Genomic DNA, 20,032 nt, shown 5'->3' with positions numbered 1-20,032 from the left:
AAAATTTACTTATTAAAATGATCCCAAACAGACTTTGAAATATCTGAAACCATCTTACAGTTTATCACATCAGATTCTGTGGAATTGCTTACAAATACGGCAATTGCATAATGTTTCCCGTTGGGTAAAGTAACAATTGCGATTTCATTTTCAGCACCCGTCAGTCCTGCATCGTTCTTTCCTGAAGATCCCGTTTTTCTGGCAACAGGAGTCTTTTTTGGAAGTTGTTCTACCAATTTATTCAATCCGGTTGATGTTGAAAGCATCACTTTCATAAGATAATCAGTTGATTTTTTTGAAAGTAGTTTTCCGTCATAAAATTTCTTCAAGACATCAACAGCAGACTTTGTGGTACTGTAATTTTCATATTGCACGTTCCAGTTTTTGTGCATTTCCGCTTCATTATATTTTATCTGAAAATCTTTTATGCCTTTAGAATCCATAAATTTCTGAACAGTTTTTGTGCCTCCTAAAAGTTTCAGCATAATGTCGCAACCATTATTGTCGCTCTTAGCAACTGTAAATTCAAGAATTTCGCTTAGAGGAACTCCAGCGTTTCCGTTTGGGTATTTATCGCGTAGGGGCGACCATGTATTTTTATGCAGATTCAGATTATTTAAAACTATTTTCTGATCAAGCGAGAGTTTACCTTTTTCGACAAAATCAAGAACTGCAGCAGCAATATGAAACTTGAAAACACTCTGCATCGGCAGTTTTTTGTCAGAATTTTTATTGTACTTAAATCCGCTATCAATTCCGAGCACCGAAATTCCTACCGTTGCTTTTTTGTCTTTTGTAATTAAATCAATTTTATTTTCTAAAGCTGATTGTTGGGCAAAAGTAAATGCCGAAAATAGAAGAAATAATAGTCCGGTTTTTTTCATAATATTTGGTTTAAAAAAATCCCTTTTAGATTTTAAAAGGGATTTGCAATTTAAGATAATTTCTTATTTCAATTCAAAATAATTTAAATTGACTCCGTTATTTTCAAAGTAAATTCGGATTTTATTTTCTCCTTTTTGAAGATTGATTCCTTTAGTAGAAACAGTTTTCCAATTTTCTTTTCCTCCTGTAGAATTTAATGAAATGTTTTTCAGCAGCTTTCCTGAAGCATCTTCAATTCTTATTTTTGCCTCATTTTCGCTTGAATATTGTACATCAAAATTATAAGCTTTACCTGCGTTAGAACTGATGGTGTATTGCAACCATTCTCCTGATTCAGTTTTTCCCACATAATATTGATTGTCCTTTGATTGATAAATATCTACACCGTCGTTTCGCAATTGATTTCCGGAATTCCATTCTGACCTTTTTGAAGCGTCACTTACCCAGAGATTAATGAAATCTTTGTCTTCATATGCTGCGCCAATTTTTCCTAAATCATAGTCTTTGGCCATTATTTTCCCTGGAATTTTATGATTTTTAAATGGTTTTGTAGAATCATCTTTTGTCTGTCTGAACATCGCATCGATCACATCGTTTTTGATCTCAACATTTGAAAATTTATAATTGTCGGCAATTTTCATTAAGGCTTTCGTTGCAAACTCTTTGGATGGTTTTTCGCCTCCGTTTTTCCAGTAATTCAAAAGTTTTTCATATTCAGGAGTGATTTTTACATTGGTAACTCCGGCGATATTATCGATTTTTTTCATTGGCCAAAAAGCATAGCCAATATTGTGTTTGTCTAAAAGCTGAATCAGCTCTGTAAACCAAACGTTTGAGTTTTCTCCGGTTTCGCCCAGCCAAATCGGCATGTTATGTTTTTCTCTCAGATCCAAAGCAAATTGTATGGTTTCCTTATTATTGTAATTCCAATATTTATGAAAACTGAAAGCCATGTTGTTGTCCCAGATAGGAATCAATCCACTATAATTATTTCCCCAACCGTTGCCTTCCAGGAAAATTATGTGCTTCTTATCGACTTGGCGAATGGCTTCTGTGATTTCCTTCTGTAATTTCCAAAGCGGAGCGTTTGACATTTCGTCGGTTCCGTTCGGGTTTTTTCCTGTGAAATTAATGTTGGGTTCATTGATCAGATCGTATCCTCCAATCCATGCTTCATTTTTATATCTTTCAGCTAATTTTTTCCAAAGTGAAATGGTTTTTTTCTGATTTGCCTCGCTTTCCCAAAGTGAAGGTTTAGATTTATCATTGTCAGAAATATTGGCATCATTTCCTTGTCCTCCCGGAGCTGCGTGAAGATCAAGAATCAAATAGATTTTGTTTTCTTTGCACCATTTCAGCAAATCATCGGTCATTTTAAAACCTTCTTCCAGCCAGGTGTTTTGCCCTTTTACAGATTCTTTTTCAATTGGTAAAGTGTACAGATTATAATGCATCGGAAGTCTTATGGAATTGAATCCTGATTTTGCTAAAAAATCAATATCCTGTTTTGTGATTCCGTTTTTTAGATAAGCCTTATAGAATTCATTCATTCCCTCTTCACCGATTAGTTCTGCAATTTTTTCTTTAATTTTAAATTGTGGACCTGCGAAATCAGCAGTTTTCAGCATATAACCTTCCTGCAACATCCAGCCTCCCAAACCGAGACCTCTCAATTGAATATTTTCACCTTTGTCATTGACGATTTTTTTTCCGTCAGTCTTTAATAATTGTGATGTCCCAAATTGAGACAATAAAAGGGCGGATAATAGAATGGTTCTTTTCATAGGGTTTGATTTTGAATATTAGGGGGAATTTTTAGTATTTTGATATTAACAAATATATTTAAAATTTGTTGAAAGGAATATAGGATTTTATTATTTATTAAAATCAAAAAAGTAAACTTTTGAGGTCACTTATGTAGTTTTATAATAAGTTAATGTAAATGATAAGAAATGACCGTTAATGAAATGCCTAAGAGTATTTGTGGAATAACTTCTTTAATTTTTGCATTTTTAAAGTAATAGAATCCGATTACTAAAAATAAAATAGCTGTAAAAATAGTGCTAACCAAATCAACATAAATTGATAAATTTTTAAATTGGACAATTTGATTACATAATTGGAAAACAATTTCAAATACAGTCATTACTAAGAACAATGTATTAAAGTAGTTGATTAATTTACGATTGATCATATATTTTATAAAGCCTGCCACACCAAAAATTCCTTTTAAAATTGTTATAAAAATATTCCAATTGTTAAAAGGTGATAACTGTATGAATGTTTTATAAGGCTGATAAATGCTTTTCATAATATTATAATCATCAATTATAAATAAATAACTGACATATAGACACATTAGTGCCAAATATAAAATCAATACAGGCAAAAAGTATTTTTTAATATTATTCATTAAGAAATCAACTTCATAATTTCCAAAGCAACTTTCAACGCTTCCGTTCCGTCTTCCAGAGAAACTTCCACATTTTTGTCTTCTAAAATTGCATTTGCAAAACTTTCCAGTTCATCCAGAATAGCATTATTAGGCTGAATGTTTGGATATTCAAATAAAATCTGATTTTTTTCGCCTTCCGCATTTTCAATAATCATATCAAATGGAGTAGGGTTTTCAGGAGCGTCCTTCATTCGGATCACTTCTGCTTTTTTCTCTAAAAAGTCAACAGAAACGTACGCATCTTTCTGGAAAAATCTGCTTTTTCTCATTGCTTTCATTGAGATTCTTGAGGTCGTCAAATTGGCAACGCATCCGTTTTCAAATTCGACTCTAGCGTTTGCGATATCAGGAGTTTTACTTACCACACAAACTCCGCTTGCGTGAATGTTTTTTACTTTAGATTTTACGACACTCAATAAAATATCAAGATCGTGAATCATTAAATCCAAAACAACAGAAACGTCCGTCCCGCGCGGATTAAATTCCGCCAAACGGTGAATTTCGATAAACATCGGATTCTGAATATAATCTTTCGCTCCGATAAAGGCCGGATTGTACCTTTCAACATGCCCAACCTGCGCTTTGATGCCGTGCTCGCGACATTTATAGAGAATTTCTTCAGCCTGTTCTAAAGTTTGGGTAACCGGTTTTTCAATGAAAAAATGAAGACCTTTATTAATTGCTTTCAATGCGTAATCATAATGATAAAGAGTTGGAGTTACAATATCCAACATATCAATCTGATCTAATAATTCATCAAGATTTTCAAAATATTTATAACCAAATTCAGCTTCTAATTTTTTACCGTTTTCTGCATCTTTGTCATGAAAACCAACAAAATCATATTTATCTGATTGATTTAGAAGTCTCAAATGTATTTTTCCCAAATGTCCGGCGCCTACCAAACCTGCTTTCAACATAGCTTTTTTATTTTTGTAAATATAGCAATTTTAGGTATTAAGAAAGAGATGATCGCTTTTAGGTTGACAAATACTGATTGTTTTGCTATTTTTGTCAACACTCAATAAACAATTACTTAATAATTACTGAATAATGATGCAGGATTCTTTCGCACACAAAGGAAAAAGAAAAATTTTGGTTGAATATCTCCGTCAGAGAATCGGGATCTCCGACGAAAATGTACTTGCGGCGATGAATGAAGTTCCGCGACATCTCTTTATAGAAAGTATTTTTGAGGATTTTGCCTACGAAGACCGTGCTTTCCCGATTTTGTCTCATCAAACAATTTCTCATCCTTCAACGGTTGCCGAACAGTCAGAATTATTACAATTAAAAGCTGGAGAAAAAGTTCTTGAAATAGGAACAGGCTGCGGTTACCAAACTGCAGTTTTATTGGCGATGAAAGGTTTGGTTTATACAGTTGAAAGACAGAAAGATTTGTTCGATTTTTCTAAGAAAAAATTTAGAGAACTAAATCTTCATCCTAAATTTCAAAGTTTTGGAGACGGTTTCGCCGGACTTCCTACTTTTGCGCCTTTTGATAAAATTATCGTGACTTGCGGAGCCACAATTTTACCTACCGAATTATTAAAACAATTAAAAGTTGGTGGCAAAATGGTGATTCCATTAGGTCAGACAGACGAGCAGGTTTTGTATAGATTTACCAAAACTTCGCCGACAGAATTTGAAAAAGAAGAATTCGGAGCTTATAAATTTGTTCCAATGTTGAATAATACGAATCAGTAATTTTTATTAATTTTCTTTTCAATTTAAATTTAAAATCCTTTTTTTTATTTCTTAGAAATCTAAGCAAAATTTTATACTTTAATTTAAATAAACTTAAATTAATATTGAATAAAAAATCGCGAATTAATTAATAAATTAGTAAAAAACATGAATCCCGAAATCCAAAATTATAACAGCTCTCAAAATGAATCTGATCAGGAAATCTGCTCGAAATTATCTGAATTGATTGATGAAAATTTAAACAGTTCAGAAAATAAAATATGGCACAGTCATCCCGTTTGGTTTCTTGATGGAAATCCGATTGTAGGATACAGCAAAGAGAAAAAGGGACTTCGGCTGATGTTTTGGAGCGGAAAATCTTTTAATGAAGTGAAATTAAATGTTGAAGGTAGAAAGTTTCAGGATGCTTCTATATTTTATAATGATAAAAATGAAATTGACGAAGATGATTTAAAAAGATGGCTCGAAAAATCCAAAGAAATTCAGTGGGACTATAAAAATATTGTGAAAAGAAAAGGGGAATTAATCAGATTAAAATAATTTTCTAAGGCTTCTAAAATAATAATCTAAGCGATTTCGGAATAAAAATTGAATTCATTTTTAAACTTAATCACCAAATTTTATTATTATGGATACCAACAGATTCAAACCGTCTCAGGATTTCAGTAATATCGAAAAAAATCTGGACAATAATCCGGGTTATAGTGTAGAAAGCTTTTCTCAGCAGGCAAAAGATTACGTCAATGAGATGAGAAGTCAGAATCAGGAAGCTACAAAACAAGGGTTTTTGTCTCATGCTCAAAAATCGGCTCATGAAGTTTGGGGAGAAACTCAAGAAATGGCTTCTGACGCCTGGGAAAAAAATCAAAATCAATCAGCTTCTGAAGAAGAAAAATAATCTTAAACAGTATAATGAACCTCACTTTTAACAGGAGTGAGGTTTTTTTATTGAATAAAATGTAATCAAATTTTGCTTGTCAGTCATTTGAAATAGTTAAAAAATATTTGCTGACTTTGCTCTAAAATTTAGTGTTAAAAATCAAATAAATAGATAAAATGAAAGTATTCATCAACAAAAGAATTCCGGAAATTGGGATCCAAATGCTCGAAGAAGCGGGACTGGAAGTTGTACTTCCTAAAAATGCAGATCTCTCACACGATGAATGGCTGACGTATTGTAAAGATTCGGATGTGATTTTGAATGTCGGACAAAATAAATATGATGAGGGGTTTTTTGAGCAATTTCCGAATGTAAAAGCGATTGCTTTATTTTCCGTCGGTTTTGATTCGGTAGACATTGAGCAGGCAAATCAGCGAAAAATCCCGATTGGAAATACACCGGACGTTTTAAGCAGAGCAACATCAGATATTGCATTTTTATTAATGCAGTCGGTTGCAAGAAGAGCTAGCTATTATTTTGAACAGGTAAAGTCTGATCTTTGGGGAGATTTTGATCCGCTCCATGCTTTGGGACAGGAATTATACGGGAAAACACTGGGTGTTTTCGGATTGGGACGAATAGGTTTTGAAATGGCTGAAAAGTGTAAAAAAGCTTTTGATATGAATATTATTTATCACAACAGAAGCCATAATGAAGAAGCAGAAAAAAAACTCGGCGCAAAATATGTGTCTTTCGACGAATTGGTAAATCAGTCTGATGTTCTGAGTGTTCATGCTAATTTCACTGAGGAACATTCTGAAATATTTGATGAGTCGGTTTTCAAAAAAATGAAATCAAATTCTATCTTTATCAACACAGCGAGAGGTGGTTTTCACAATCAGAAACATCTGTATAATGCACTCGTTGACAAAGAAATTTGGGGAGCAGGTCTTGATGTTACCAATCCAGAACCGATGATGTATGATGATCCTATTTTAAAACTTTCTAATGTCTGCGTTTTGCCACATATCGGTTCGGCGACGATCGAAGCCAGAAACGGGATGGCAAAAGTGGCCGCTGAAAATATTATCGCGTTTTCAAAAGGCGAGAAAATGCCGCACTGCGCAAATCCTGAAGTTTATAAGTAAAATTAAAATCTTGGAATCATTTTTGTCTTGTATCGATTAACATTAAATACAATTATTATGATATCAGAAGACAATACCAACGAACAAGACAGAAAGTTAGAAGAAATGGATTACAATCCGGGTGAAGATATTTTCAATAGAGAAGAACACATCCCTTTGGACGGAGACGGAAACCCAATCACAAATCCGGATCATGTAAATGACGGAATGCCATACGGATTAGACATTCCCGGTGCGGAAGATGACGACAATTTTGAGCAGATCACAGATCAGCTTCCCGATGAAGAAAACGATTTTTACAGCCTTAGTGACAATGAAGATGATCACGAAGAAGAAAACGAAGATATCGTAAGTTAATAAAGGCTTGAAATACTTAAACAACAACACCTCATTGATTTTCAGTGAGGTGTTGTTGTGTTTAAAAGTTAATCAAATCTGCTTCTCAGGTAGCTTCTCATTCTTTTCACAAATTTTCAAACGGGGTAAAATTCCCCTCCTTTGGAGGGGTGGCGAAAATTCGAAGAATTTTTGACGGGGTGGTTTAAAAGCGGAATCAAGCGTCAAGATTTTAATATTCTGTATTCTCAAACCACCCCGTCTAAATTTTCTAATAAATTTATCCACCCATCCAGAGGAGGGGAATTGTAGTACATTGTATATTTTCACTCATTAGTTGCAGGAATTTTCTAATTTGAATATCTTTAAAACTTTGAAAATCGAAACTTACTTATGACTTTCCAAGAACAAATCCAGCAAGGAATTCCCACCGAATTACCTCAGCCAAAACCATACGAGACTCAAATCAACCACGCTCCGAAACGTAAAGAAATTTTAACGGACGAAGAGAAAATATTAGCCTTGAAAAACGCTTTGCGTTATTTCGAACCAAAATTTCATGCAGAATTGTTGCCGGAATTCAGGGAAGAACTGGAAAAATACGGCAGAATTTACATGTACCGCTTCCGTCCGGATTACGAGATGAAAGCAAGAGATATTGCCGAATATCCGGGGAAATCTGAGCAGGCAAAAGCCATAATGCTGATGATTCAGAACAATCTAGATTATGCAGTGGCGCAACATCCGCATGAACTGATTACTTACGGTGGAAATGGTGCGGTGTTCAGCAATTGGGCGCAGTATCTTCTGACAATGAAATATCTATCGGAAATGACCGATGAACAAACTTTGACGATGTATTCCGGTCATCCGATGGGATTGTTTCCTTCGCATAAAGATGCGCCGAGAGTTGTTGTGACCAACGGAATGATGATTCCAAATTACTCTAAGCCGGATGACTGGGAAAAATTCAATGCGCTGGGCGTTTCGCAGTACGGGCAAATGACCGCGGGAAGTTATATGTACATCGGCCCGCAGGGAATTGTACACGGAACAACGATTACCGTTTTGAATGCTTTCAGAAAAATAAATAAAGAGCCAAAAGGCGGATTATTCGTCACTTCAGGCTTAGGCGGAATGTCCGGAGCGCAGCCAAAAGCCGGAAATATCGCAGGTTGTATTACGGTGATTGCCGAAGTGAATCCAAAGATTACCAAAATCCGTCACGAACAGAAATGGGTGAATGAAATCCACGAAAATCTGGATGAACTGGTAGCAAGAGTAAGAAAAGCTCAGGAAAATCAGGAAACGGTTTCTTTGGCTTACCTTGGAAACATCGTTGATATCTGGGAAAAATTTGATGAAGAAAATTTAAGAATCGATATCGGTTCAGACCAGACTTCGCTTCACAATCCTTGGGCGGGCGGTTATTATCCGGTCGGGCAAACTTTCGAGGAATCCAATACGATGATGGCAGAAAACCCTCAATTATTCAAAGAAAAAGTTCAGGAAACTTTGAGAACACACGCTTCCGCGATTAATAAACATACCGCAAAAGGAACCTATTTCTTCGATTACGGAAATGCCTTTTTACTCGAAGCTTCCAGAGCCGGAGCTGATGTAATGTCCGAAAATCCTACGATTGGAAGGGAGTTTAAATACCCATCTTATGTTCAGGATATTATGGGACCGATGTGTTTTGATTATGGTTTCGGGCCGTTCCGTTGGGTTTGTACCAGCGGAAAACCTGAAGATTTGCAGAAAACGGATGATATTGCGTGTGCCGTTTTAGAGGAAATGATTAAAACATCGCCGGAAGAAATCCAGCAACAGATGAAAGACAATATAACGTGGATTAAAGGTGCTCAGGAAAACAATCTGGTCGTTGGTTCGCAGGCGAGAATTCTGTACGCCGATGCCGAAGGAAGAATGAAAATCGCTGAAGCTTTCAACAAAGCCATTGCCAACGGAGAAATCGGAGCGGTGGTTTTGGGAAGAGACCATCACGATGTTTCGGGGACAGATTCACCGTACAGAGAGACTTCCAACATTTATGACGGCTCGAGATTTACGGCAGATATGGCGATTCACAATGTGATTGGCGACAGTTTCCGTGGGGCGACCTGGGTGAGTATTCACAATGGTGGTGGCGTTGGTTGGGGAGAAGTCATCAACGGAGGTTTCGGGATGTTGCTGGATGGAAGCGATGATGCCGACAGAAGATTAAAATCTATGCTTTTCTGGGACGTGAACAACGGAATTTCCCGAAGAAGCTGGGCAAGAAATGAAGGTGCTGTTTTCGCGATTAAAAGAGCAATGGAAGCTGAACCGAATTTGAAGGTGACGTTGCCGAATTTTGTGGATGAGAGTTTGTTTTAAAATTTTTTAGATATGGAAAAACCTGCTGTGAGGCAGGTTTTTATTTTTATTATGGTTTGATTTTACGATTTTATTATCACGTAAAACCACCAATCCCCTTTTTTTGTTTTTCTTAAATTCTAAAAGCTTTTCTTGCGTTTTTTCGAGTTCTTTTAGTATTCTGTTTTTTCCTCTATCTGAATTTCAATTGTTGTCATAATAATATTCAAGATGTTAAATTTTTCAAATAATTTTCATCAGAACAAACAACAGTTTTGTATGCTAAAGAAAGGGTTTGTTTATTTATCAATTCAACTTGTTCAGTGTTTAAGAATTTTATTTCTGATTTTGTTGGACTGTGAATACTTTTACTGGAATAAAATTCTAAGAATACTTTGCTACTTAAAGGAAAACTTATAGTTGATATTTCTGTAATATCTGTATTTATATAAGTATTTATTTTTTCTCGTAATGTTAATGAACAATAATCCGATAATATAAAGAAATCGCAAATACTAGCAGGAACATATATTGTAAAAAAAATATCTCCCATCAAGTCTAGTATAATATTTGGTATTTCTAAATCGATTTCTGAATTAGAATATTTTTTATCTCCATAAGGCTGCGCAACTTTTAGAAATTCATAATTCTCTAAGATTTTGTCACCCAAACCTTCTTTTAGTCCAAAATAAAACATATCAGATATTTCTTTCTTGTATTCTGGGGTTCTGTGGTTTCCAAGGGCGCCATACTTTGCAAAATATCGAAGAGCATCTTCAGTGTCTATGTCTAAAATTTGATTATTGATAAATTTTTCTATGATTTGGTAATTTTTATTGAAATCATTTTCAAAATATCTGTTATACATCTCTTCAATAGTATTGTAATCAAACTCATTACCTGATAACATAGTGTTCAGGTTGCCTTCGCTAAAGATGTATTTTGTGCCATTTTTATATCGTACACCTTCATATCGTTTGTCGTATATAAATATCTTTTGTACATCATAATTAAAAAATTTTTTAATATGAGTTTGAGATACATAGTGGTGATTCTGAGCATTATTCACTGTTAATTATGTTTGTAATTATTATGTCAAGTATAATTTAAAAATTAATTATTGGCTCCAATATTTAATAGTTTACCATCATAATCAAAAGTTCCCAAAACTTTCCCCAAAACCTTTGAACCAAGAGCATTATTACCTCGATAAATCATGGTAGCAATAACCTTATCTTTTTTGTAGTCAAAAGTAGTTTCTACATGTTCAAAACTATCCGGATTATTCATAGTTTTTTTTACGGCACTAACTAATTTGGGGTTGGAACGATCCCAAGCAGAAATATTTTTTTCTGCAAACTCTAATGTTTTAATACTTTTAATTTCAATTTCAATTTCTTCCCTTTGAACATTAGTTAGTTTATCATTTTCAAGTTCTTTTTGAAGCTTAGCAATTTCATTTAATGATACTGAGGATTGAGCAGTCTCAGCATTTGAGTTAACGCTTGAATTTTTACTATTTCCACCGAAAACAACAGCAATAATTATTAAAATAAAAAAAACTAATATAAGTATTAAAAAAAACTTAAGACAGCCTTTAGTGTTTTTCTCAATTTCTAATTTTTTATTTTGATTGTTTGAAAAGCTAATTGAATCTAAAATTTGCTTTTTTTTGACATCAAATTCTTGTTGAGTAATTATTCCTTTAGCTTTTAGTTCTGCAAGCTTTTCAATATCTGATAATTCTTTTTCTGTCATTATTATTGTTTTTCTTCAAATATAATTAAACAAAACCATTGTAAATTACGTGTTCCCTTAAAACAAGAAAAAATAATTAAATAGATTTCGAAAAGAAACTAATTTAAAACCACCGCAACCGAATAAACTCCTAATCACCCTCAAAACAAACCTCCCAGCACCTCCGTTTGTTACAATCAATAGTATTTGTGACTTCCCGAGGGCTCAGGAAGGCACCTGCAATTTGAGGGAAACCTCCCGAGAGCTTTTTTGGTTTAAAATAATAGTGATTGTGACTTCTCGAGTGCTCAGGAAGTCACCTGCAAGTTGCGGGAAACCTCGCGAGAGCTTTTTTGGTTTAAAACAATAGTGTTTATGACTTCCCGAGCACTCCGGTGGTTTAAAATAAGACTGTTAGCTACCACAGAAATTTTTTTATAGTTGATTTAATATTTATAAATTAAAAACGCAAACAGATGAAAAGTTCTTATAATTAATAAGATCGAGAACAGTTGGTAATTCTTTGTGACACTGTTCTCGATACAAATTCTTATAGAATTTACTCGAACTGACGAGGTTTGTTGAGGATAGATGCTTTTTTTTTAATGATAACCGTAAGGCTTGTCATTTTGAAAATAATTTAAGTCCAAATCCTTACGTCTAATTGGCATAAGATGCTGCGATCTCTGAGAGATAACTGACTTTGTGGAAATAAAATGATACTTTTGAAATTCTTAAATAATGCGCTCACTGACTAAATAGTAAGTAAAAATGAAAAAACTAGGAATCATCGGTTGCGGATGGCTGGGAAACCATATCGCAGAAAGATTATCAAACCAATACGAAATATTTGCAACAACTACGACAGTTTCGAAAGTCGCAGATTTAGAATCTAAAGGCTTTCAAACAACGCTGGTGAGTTTCCCAAATGAGCTGGATCCGGAGATGAAAGTGTGGGAAGCTGCAAAAGATTTAGATGCGATTGTTATCAGTGTTCCGTTTTCGGGATTAAGAGGAAAACAGGTTCCGATGAATGATAAGCGTCAAAATCTTCTCAACTTTTTGGGAGATTATAAAGGTCAGTTGTTTCTGGCAAGTTCTACCGGAGTATATTCTCAGGAGGAAAAAGAATTTTCTGAAGAAGATCAGCCTGCCGAAAATGTAGAGAGTGAAAAATTTATTCTTGAGAAATTTCCACAAACTAATATTTTAAGGTTAGCAGGATTGATGGGTGACGACAGGCTTCTTAAGAACTATAATATCTCAGATCTTGATCAGCTGGTGAATCATATTCATTACGCAGATATTTGTTCGGTTGTCGAAAAAATGCTGCACAATCAGTCAGAATTTAAAATATATAACGTGGTGTCGCCGATGCATCCGAACAAAGAAGAAGTGATCAATGCTCAAAAGGGATTGCCGTATGAGGGAGAGAGAACGACGGTTGGAAGAACTGTTTCACCTGAGAAATTGATTAGAGAATTGGATTTTGAATTTCAATATCCTGACCCGAGGTATTTTCATTTGTAGATTTTTATATGCAGGAAATTTTACCTTAAAGATTTAATTTAAAAACCGAAAAACTTATGGTGTAAAGGTTTGAGGCATACCTTCATGAAGTCTGGCATTTGTAGCTGCATCAAATCAGCTTGTTGAATCAAATTTGTTCTCTCCAGTTAATGATGAACTAAATCTTTGCGTTAATATTTTATCTGATTTAAAATAAGAATTTTATTATATTTGTCTCACTAAGTGATATCAAAGAATATAAAAATATGATAGCTGAAATAGAAAAATTTATCGAAATTCAAAATAACATCGATGAGATTATAAAGAATTCTCCGTTCAAATTGTCTTACATCATTGAGAAATCAGGAATTAAAAAACCTACTTTTTTTAAAAAATTAAAAGAAAAGAGATTCACGCCGGAAGAACTTTTAGTAATTTCAAAAGCCATCGAACCGAAACAATGGAGAAATGAAACCAAAGAAGAAATTCTGGAATCGTTGAAAAAGGCTCAGGAAGAAATTGATAATGGAAAAACTACGGATTTCTACAACTTTGTAGCCGAACGCAGGGAAAGATTGAAAACATTGAATGATGCGAAAGGTTAAGATTTCTTCCGAGGCAAAATTAGATTTAATTGAAATTGAAGAATATTTGCGTAATAAATGGAATGAAAAAGTAGCAGATGATTTTTATCAGAAACTCATTGATGCGATTGAAATTTTGGAAAATTCAAATGTGAATTTCGAAAGATATTTTGATACCGATTTTAGAAAGTTTCTTTTGACAAAACATAATACGATAGTATATAGAGTAATTGACAGTGAAATAACTATTGTCCGCATCCTCCAAAACTTTCAAAATTCTGAAGATAATTACGATTCTCTAAAACAATAAATCAACAATCAACTCAGCAACCGCTGAGTTTTTATTTTGTTAAGTAATATTAAATTTAATTCAAAAAGCTTTTAGATAGAACAAATCTATGACGCGGCTATTCCGAAAGTCAATCTTTAGCTCTAAATTTATTCTTTCAAATTTCAAATTATTAAAAAGAAAAATTTATGGGTTCAGAAAATACACAGTCATTTAAAGAGATTTTTAAAAGTGAAAGCGAAATCCCCGAAGAGTACAAAGTTTCGGAAATTCACCAGAGAGTTTACCTTTTGAATGGCGAACTGATCGAGTGGAGTGGTGATGTTACCGAAATTTATTCTCCGGTTTGTATCCGAACTGAAAACGGTCTGGAAAGAAAACTGCTCGGAAGCATTCCCAATATCGGCCCGCAAGAAGCCATGGAAGTTCTTGAAGCATCTGTAAAAGCTTACGATAATGGTCTTGGAGAATGGCCGACGATGTCTGTAGAAGGTCGCATTAAATGTATGCAGAAATTCGTTTATCTGATGATTAAAGAGCGTGATCTCATCATCAAACTTCTCATGTGGGAGATCGGGAAAAACCTTCCGGATTCTACAAAAGAATTTGACAGAACGGTAGATTATATCAACCAGACTATCGATGCGTTAAAGGATCTAGACAGAGAATCATCGCGTTTCCAGCAGTCGGAAGGTACAATTGCACAGATCAGAAGAGCACCGCTTGGTGTAGTGCTGAGTATGGGACCTTTCAACTATCCTTTAAACGAAATCTTTACCACCTTGATTCCGGCATTGATTATGGGAAATACCATCATTTTTAAACTTCCTAAGCATGGTGTTTTGGCACATTATCCGTTATTAAAAGCTTTTCAGGAAGCTTTCCCGAAAGGAACGGTAAATACTTTATACGGTAAAGGTTCAGAAATTATTACCCCGATCATGGAAAGCGGAAAAGTAAACGTTCTTGCTTTTATTGGGTCAAGTAAAGTTGCAAATGGACTAAAAAAACTGCATCCGAAAGTCAACAGACTACGAGCGATCTTGAGTTTGGATGCTAAGAATGCAGCCATTGTTACTAAAAATGCCAATCTGGATATCGCAGTAAGCGAAATTATTCTCGGAGCACTTTCTTTCAACGGACAGCGTTGTACGGCATTGAAACTGATATTCGTTCAGAAAGATGTTGCAGAAGAATTTACAGCAAAATTAACCAAAGCTGTTTCCGAACTGAAACCAGGTTTGCCTTGGGAAAAAGATGTAAAAGTTACGCCGCTTCCTGAACTTAATAAACCGTCTTATTTAAAAGAATGTATTGAAGATGCTGTTTCTAAAGGAGCAAAAGTTCTTAATGAAAATGGTGGTTATAAAGAAGAATCTTTCGTTTTTCCCGCGGTGGTTTATCCCGTGAATAATGAAATGAAACTGTATCATGAGGAGCAGTTTGGTCCCATAATTCCTGTGGTTCCATTTGAATCTATTGACGAGCCTATTGATTATCAGGTTAACGCCTCACACGGTATGCAGGTGAGTATTTTCAGTGAAGATGCCATGGAAGTTTCAAAGCTGATTGATCCTTTTGTGAATCTTGTGAGCCGTGTCAACATCAATTGTCAGGCGCAGCGAGGTCCGGATGTTTTTCCTTTTACAGGAAGAAAAGATTCTGCAGAAGGTACACTTTCTGTTTTTGATGCACTTCGATCTTTCTCCATCAGATCGCTGGTTGCTGCAAAATCTACAGAATCCAACAAAAATCTTCTGAATACAATTGTAAGAGATCACGATTCTAATTTCTTAAGTACAGATTATCTGTTTTAAAAAGAAAGATCTAATAAATACAATAAACCTGCTGTGATGCAGGTTTATTTTTTTATTATTTGTTCATCAATATCTTTTCAATTGAATCTACGATCTCTTTCTCTATACTTTCTTCATCAAGATTTTCAAGCGAATAAGTCTGCTCTTTCATTGCGGCTGTTCCGGTGCCGTTCTGGAAAATGGTATCGAGATGAACGCCGATTTTTTTGTAATACTTATCTGCGGTGAACATGATGTGAGGAAACTTATTGTTGGTGTAAAAATTAGATTCTACATTTCTTGAAATTTGTAGTTTGATGTTGGGTTGGGAATTCATTCCTGTGCCGTTTTTACTTTCCTCGTTCATGGTGATTTTGCATCCGTACCCATTTTGTTTCAGCATTCTTTTAAACTCCTGCATTTTCGGGTCGATGAGGTTTTTGCACAATGTTTTAAAACCTTCGATAAATAAATCTTCTTCGCTTTTCTGCTTTTCCTGACTCTCTTTCAGCTTCTGTTCTTCTGTCCGTAAGTTCGAAAACAAAGAATTCAGCTTATCTATATTTTCTTCTTTCATTTAATTGTTTAAATATTTATCAAATATAATAAAATCATATTTCCAAAAAATGATGGAAAGAAAAAACCTACCGAAGCAGGTTTTATTTGTCTATAATTAATGCTGGTGCTTATTAATTGCTGCGTTTTTAAAAAATGAGCATAATATATAGTTTTGAAATAGAAATACTTATAATATGTTTTTAATCAATAAGTTTTCTTTACATTAATTAATCATTGACACAGCTAGCAAAGGTTAACTAATTACTTCATATCATTTAAAAAATTTCGATCTTTTTCTTTGGATACCCAAGTGAAAATTTTTCTTCCAAATGATTTAAACCAATTTTTCTTATCTAAGAATTTATTTTGAACTCTGCATATAATTCCAACAATTCCCGTAATCCCAAAAAATAAAAATCCCAAACAACCCCATTTACAACCTCCACAGCTCCTCCGGAGGTTACAAATACTATTATTTGCGACTTCGCGACACCTCGGTTGGTTTAAAACAATAGTGTTTGTGACTTCCCGAGAGGTCCGGAGGTCTCCTGCAAATTGCGGGTAATCTCACAGGAAGTCGTGAGGTTTGTTTTACAGCTGTTTGTAACGAAACAACTTTTTTATATATTTGAAGAAGCGAATTAAAAGTAAAATATTAATTAAAAACACAATGATCGTATGAAAATCGCATTAACAGAATTGACGACCAAAGACTTGGCGACCTTAGTGCAAAGAATTATTTCAACTTCCCAATCCGGGAAATATCCCGTAATCACCAATGACCCGCTTTTGCGCGTGCTGGAAACTTCGTACACAGAATACGATCTCGTCTACGCAAAGCAGATCTACAGCGGAAAAGGGAAAAATGTGGCGGAAGCAGACAGCGAAAGAGATTTGGCTTACAGCAACCTGAAAGCCTTTCTGAACGGCTATCGTAAACTTCCATCGGCAGTAAATTATCAGTCGGCAGAAGATCTTTATCAGGTTTTCAGAAACTACGGACTAGATCTAGACCGCCTCAGTTATTCTTCTCAAACTGCTCAGATGAAAAAACTGATCGCAGATCTGGAACTTCCCAAAAATATTGAGAAAATCGCTGCGCTTTCTTTAGGAACTGCTCTCATGGAGATGAAAATGAAGCACGATGCATTCGAATCTCTTTTTGCAGAGCAGGCCGGTGCAAATGCCGATTTGAGACTGATGAAAAGCGCATCCGGAATTAGAAAAGAACTTGAGAAAAATTTAAAATCTTACCTCAATTACGTCACTGCTTTGAAAGATATTGCAGGCTGGGAAGTTTTCTATGCAGATCTCAATGAGCTGGTGAAGGCAGCGAAAAATTCAACACTCACGAGGCTTTCAACACCTTCAGAAAAGTCATAAAAAAACTCGGGCTGCCTAAACAAAAGGCAGCCCGAGTTCTATTAAAAGAGGAATTTATTAAGTAGTTAAAAAATTCACCAGGATATTATTTAGTTTATCAGTGTGTGTCACGTTCAGGCCGTGAGGTGCACCTTCAATGACAAAGAAATCATTGTCTGGAATTCCCTGTGCTGCCTGTTTTCCGGCAGTCGCAATGGGAACGATTTTGTCATCGTCACCATGCACAATCAAAGTTTTCACCGTTACATTCTGCATTTCCGGACGGAAATCTGTATTTGCCCAGCTTTCTGCACATTTTATAGTTGCGATAGGAGAGGCGCAAGATGCGATGTTCCAGTCGTAATTCAGTTGTGCCTGGCTGACTGTTTGGGAAAGGAGACCGTAATTGTAAAAGTTTTTGTGGAAAGTTTCTAAGAAAGTCACTCTGTCTTTTTTAAGATGATCCATAATGTCGTTTAAATCTGCTTCCGGAACACCGTCAGGATTGTCTTCTTTCTGTTTTACAATGGGAATAATTGAAGAAATAAGTGCAATTTTATCTACGTTTTCAGTTCCGTAATTGGTTAAATATCGTACGACTTCGCCGCCACCCATTGAGAATCCGAAAAGAATAACATTTTTTAATTCTAATTGTGAAATGATCTCATGAAGATCGGAAGCTAGTACATTGTAATCATACCCGTCGAGCGTTGGTGCTGACTTTCCGAAGCCTCTTCTGTCGTAAGTGATAACACGGTAACCCAATTCTAAAAGAACAGGAATCTGAAGTTCCCATGATTTTCCGCTTAGTGGCCACCCGTGAATTAAAATAATTGGTTGTCCTGTACCGAAATCTTCGTAATACAATTCAAAATTTTTGTTGTCTTGTTTTTTGACGTAAGGCATATTTAATATTTTTTGTGATGTGGTTATCCAAACACAAATTTTGCGCCACCATACGTGTGAAATATAGATGTGGTACATGGTCATGATGATTTAATGTTTTTTTATCAAAGCTGATGAAAAGGTTTTTATTTAAATCGTTCTTTTTAAATCCTTACAAACTCAATTTTGATTTTATTAGATTTTAAAAAAGGGTGCGGGCAAAGACTTTTACTATTGTTACTAATGAATTTGATATAAATGATTTAAATTTAAATTTAATTCTGAAAAAAATTTGTAACATTTATTTCAATCAACAACTAACTCAATAGAGTTGAAAGCCATGACCTCACAAGAACAGGAATTTATACATAAGATCGAAAAACACAAGGGAATCATTTTTAAGATTTCTAAAATGTATATGGATCACAAAGACGATCGGGATGATCTTTTTCAGGAGATTACCTATCAGGTCTGGAAAGCGTATGCAGGTTTCCGCGGAGAAAGCGAATTTTCGACGTGGCTTTACAGAATTGCTTTAAATACTGCGATTGTATTTTTAAAATCAGAAAAGAAAAGAAGCTTCATCGGCAACGAAGATTTTACCGACTACAAAATTATTCAGGAAGAATATGATCTCGAAAAGGAAGAGAAACTTTCTGAAATGTACAAAGCGATCAACCAGCTAAATCCTATTGATAAAGCATTTATATTTTATTATCTCGAAAATTTTTCGGGTAAAGAAATCGCTGATCAGATGGGAATATCAGAAGGAAACGTACGCGTGAAAATGAACCGCGCAAAAAATAAACTGAAAGATATTTTGAATAATAATTAATATGTGTTGAATAATTCGGGATCACATTTAAAACATAAATCCCGACGTTGAAAACCACAAAAAAAAAAACGTTATGAATATAGATGAACTGAAAAACGCATGGAATGACGACGTTTCTGACGATACACCAGAAATCAGCATCGAACAAAATAATAAGATCAATCTTCCGCTGGAGAAAATCAGAAAAAATATGAGGATGGAATTCTGGTCGACTTTCGGAATACTGATTTTTGGTTTTGCCCTCGTCTGGATTGCTGTTCCTGAAGCTCCTTTTAAATTTAAATTTTACCTTACCGTCTTGCTTTTTTCGATGATGATCGTGGTATCATTTTTCTTCAGCAAGTTTTTTAAACTTTATAAAGACATCAGCAGTCCTGAAATGAAAACTTTTGATTCTCTCAGGGATCTCATGTATCAGTTTGATCTCAACAAGCAATATTATCTGTCGTTTTTGTTGTCTTTTGTTCCTTTTTTGGTGTGCGAACTCATCATTGTGGTAGAGTTTCTCCCACACCGTAAACCATTGAGTGACTTTCAGGTTGCCACAACAATTATTTCTATGCTTGCAGCAGGACTTTTCGGACTTTTTTTACTTGGGAAATATTGGTATAAAATTTTTTACGGAAAATATGTTCAGCAGATTGAAAGCCTTTTAACGGAAATCAAAAAATAAATCCTGATCTATAAAAACTGCTTTAAAAATAACAA

21 protein-coding genes are annotated in these 20,032 nt (G+C 34.7%); 13 read left to right on the top strand and 8 right to left on the bottom strand.

Annotated features, from left to right (window positions below; translation table 11 throughout):
- Nucleotides 1-5: 5 nt before the first annotated feature.
- The 4 genes from bla-A to PGH12_RS05335 all read right to left on the bottom strand — a co-directional run bounded on the left by bla-A (nucleotide 6) and on the right by PGH12_RS05335 (nucleotide 4,260).
- On the bottom strand, nucleotides 6-884 hold the full coding sequence (gene bla-A, locus PGH12_RS05350) for a CGA/CIA family class A beta-lactamase (protein WP_267597077.1): 879 nt from the start codon (nucleotides 882-884) through the stop codon (nucleotides 6-8).
- Between the two features lie 63 nt (nucleotides 885-947).
- Nucleotides 948-2,669 (bottom strand): cellulase family glycosylhydrolase, encoded by a 1,722-nt coding sequence (locus tag PGH12_RS05345; RefSeq protein ID WP_267597076.1) that lies wholly within the window; start codon nucleotides 2,667-2,669, stop codon nucleotides 948-950.
- 149 nt (nucleotides 2,670-2,818) lie between these two features.
- Nucleotides 2,819-3,298, bottom strand: a complete 480-nt coding sequence (locus tag PGH12_RS05340) for a hypothetical protein (RefSeq protein ID WP_267597074.1) — start codon at nucleotides 3,296-3,298, stop codon at nucleotides 2,819-2,821.
- Nucleotides 3,298-4,260, bottom strand: a complete 963-nt coding sequence (locus tag PGH12_RS05335; RefSeq protein ID WP_267597073.1) for a Gfo/Idh/MocA family protein — start codon at nucleotides 4,258-4,260, stop codon at nucleotides 3,298-3,300. Before PGH12_RS05335 ends, PGH12_RS05340 begins: the two co-directional genes overlap by 1 nt.
- A 136-nt stretch (nucleotides 4,261-4,396) precedes the next feature.
- Between PGH12_RS05335 and PGH12_RS05330 the strand changes: the two genes are divergently transcribed.
- The 6 genes from PGH12_RS05330 (at nucleotide 4,397) to hutU (ending at nucleotide 9,790) form a co-directional block, all read left to right on the top strand.
- Nucleotides 4,397-5,047: a protein-L-isoaspartate(D-aspartate) O-methyltransferase gene (locus PGH12_RS05330; RefSeq protein WP_267597071.1), complete on the top strand. Its 651-nt coding sequence runs from the start codon at nucleotides 4,397-4,399 to the stop codon at nucleotides 5,045-5,047.
- A 147-nt stretch (nucleotides 5,048-5,194) separates the two neighbouring features.
- Nucleotides 5,195-5,587: a DUF1801 domain-containing protein gene (locus PGH12_RS05325; protein ID WP_267597070.1), complete on the top strand. Its 393-nt coding sequence runs from the start codon at nucleotides 5,195-5,197 to the stop codon at nucleotides 5,585-5,587.
- Nucleotides 5,588-5,675: 88 nt separating this feature from the next.
- Entirely contained in the window at nucleotides 5,676-5,945 is a 270-nt protein-coding gene (locus PGH12_RS05320; protein WP_267597069.1) for a prevent-host-death protein, read from the top strand.
- 158 nt (nucleotides 5,946-6,103) lie between these two features.
- The gene (locus tag PGH12_RS05315; protein WP_267597068.1) at nucleotides 6,104-7,075 is read left to right on the top strand and encodes a 2-hydroxyacid dehydrogenase; all 972 of its coding nucleotides are present in this window, start codon (nucleotides 6,104-6,106) and stop codon (nucleotides 7,073-7,075) included.
- 57 nt (nucleotides 7,076-7,132) lie between these two features.
- Nucleotides 7,133-7,432, top strand: coding sequence for a hypothetical protein (locus tag PGH12_RS05310; RefSeq protein WP_267597066.1), 300 nt, complete (start codon nucleotides 7,133-7,135; stop codon nucleotides 7,430-7,432).
- 372 nt (nucleotides 7,433-7,804) lie between these two features.
- Nucleotides 7,805-9,790, top strand: coding sequence for a urocanate hydratase (hutU, locus tag PGH12_RS05305; RefSeq protein ID WP_267597065.1), 1,986 nt, complete (start codon nucleotides 7,805-7,807; stop codon nucleotides 9,788-9,790).
- A gap of 205 nt (nucleotides 9,791-9,995) precedes the next feature.
- On the opposite strand, the gene PGH12_RS05300 is transcribed toward hutU, so the two are convergent.
- Together PGH12_RS05300 and PGH12_RS05295 are read right to left on the bottom strand one after the other, a co-directional pair.
- Nucleotides 9,996-10,838, bottom strand: a complete 843-nt coding sequence (locus PGH12_RS05300; RefSeq protein WP_267597063.1) for a DUF4238 domain-containing protein — start codon at nucleotides 10,836-10,838, stop codon at nucleotides 9,996-9,998.
- Nucleotides 10,839-10,882: 44 nt separating this feature from the next.
- On the bottom strand, nucleotides 10,883-11,527 hold the full coding sequence (locus PGH12_RS05295) for an SHOCT domain-containing protein (RefSeq protein ID WP_267597061.1): 645 nt from the start codon (nucleotides 11,525-11,527) through the stop codon (nucleotides 10,883-10,885).
- Nucleotides 11,528-12,277: 750 nt separating this feature from the next.
- On the opposite strand from PGH12_RS05295, the gene PGH12_RS05290 reads away from it, so the two are divergent.
- The 4 genes from PGH12_RS05290 to PGH12_RS05275 all read left to right on the top strand — a co-directional run bounded on the left by PGH12_RS05290 (nucleotide 12,278) and on the right by PGH12_RS05275 (nucleotide 15,705).
- Nucleotides 12,278-13,036, top strand: coding sequence for a Rossmann-fold NAD(P)-binding domain-containing protein (locus PGH12_RS05290; RefSeq protein ID WP_267597059.1), 759 nt, complete (start codon nucleotides 12,278-12,280; stop codon nucleotides 13,034-13,036).
- 245 nt (nucleotides 13,037-13,281) lie between these two features.
- Complete coding sequence (locus tag PGH12_RS05285; protein ID WP_267597058.1) at nucleotides 13,282-13,620, top strand: hypothetical protein; 339 nt, start codon at nucleotides 13,282-13,284, stop codon at nucleotides 13,618-13,620.
- Nucleotides 13,604-13,909 carry a type II toxin-antitoxin system RelE/ParE family toxin gene (locus PGH12_RS05280; RefSeq protein ID WP_267597056.1) on the top strand — a complete coding sequence of 102 codons (306 nt, stop codon included), beginning with the start codon at nucleotides 13,604-13,606 and terminating at the stop codon, nucleotides 13,907-13,909. Before PGH12_RS05285 ends, PGH12_RS05280 begins: the two co-directional genes overlap by 17 nt.
- Nucleotides 13,910-14,076: 167 nt before the next feature.
- Nucleotides 14,077-15,705, top strand: coding sequence for an NADP-dependent glyceraldehyde-3-phosphate dehydrogenase (locus PGH12_RS05275; protein WP_267597054.1), 1,629 nt, complete (start codon nucleotides 14,077-14,079; stop codon nucleotides 15,703-15,705).
- 55 nt (nucleotides 15,706-15,760) lie between these two features.
- Here the strand turns inward: PGH12_RS05275 and PGH12_RS05270 are convergent, their stop codons facing one another.
- Nucleotides 15,761-16,261: a hypothetical protein gene (locus PGH12_RS05270; RefSeq protein ID WP_267597052.1), complete on the bottom strand. Its 501-nt coding sequence runs from the start codon at nucleotides 16,259-16,261 to the stop codon at nucleotides 15,761-15,763.
- A 659-nt stretch (nucleotides 16,262-16,920) separates the two neighbouring features.
- Here PGH12_RS05270 and PGH12_RS05265 point away from each other — a divergent pair.
- Nucleotides 16,921-17,625, top strand: coding sequence for a DUF6261 family protein (locus PGH12_RS05265; protein ID WP_267597049.1), 705 nt, complete (start codon nucleotides 16,921-16,923; stop codon nucleotides 17,623-17,625).
- 57 nt (nucleotides 17,626-17,682) lie between these two features.
- Here PGH12_RS05265 and PGH12_RS05260 read toward each other — a convergent pair whose 3' ends face one another.
- On the bottom strand, nucleotides 17,683-18,510 hold the full coding sequence (locus PGH12_RS05260) for an alpha/beta fold hydrolase (protein WP_267597048.1): 828 nt from the start codon (nucleotides 18,508-18,510) through the stop codon (nucleotides 17,683-17,685).
- Between the two features lie 319 nt (nucleotides 18,511-18,829).
- Here PGH12_RS05260 and PGH12_RS05255 point away from each other — a divergent pair, with 319 nt between their 5' ends.
- Both PGH12_RS05255 and PGH12_RS05250 read left to right on the top strand, forming a co-directional pair.
- Nucleotides 18,830-19,324 (top strand): RNA polymerase sigma factor, encoded by a 495-nt coding sequence (locus PGH12_RS05255; RefSeq protein ID WP_267597046.1) that lies wholly within the window; start codon nucleotides 18,830-18,832, stop codon nucleotides 19,322-19,324.
- Nucleotides 19,325-19,397: 73 nt separating this feature from the next.
- Nucleotides 19,398-19,997 (top strand): hypothetical protein, encoded by a 600-nt coding sequence (locus PGH12_RS05250; protein WP_267597044.1) that lies wholly within the window; start codon nucleotides 19,398-19,400, stop codon nucleotides 19,995-19,997.
- The last annotated feature ends 35 nt before the right edge of the window (nucleotides 19,998-20,032 follow it).

Origin of the sequence: Chryseobacterium sp. CY350, from assembly GCF_027945075.1 — a bacterium.
In the GTDB taxonomy this organism is placed as follows: Bacteria; Bacteroidota; Bacteroidia; order Flavobacteriales; family Weeksellaceae; genus Chryseobacterium.
This window is presented reverse-complemented; position numbering and strand designations above follow the sequence as displayed.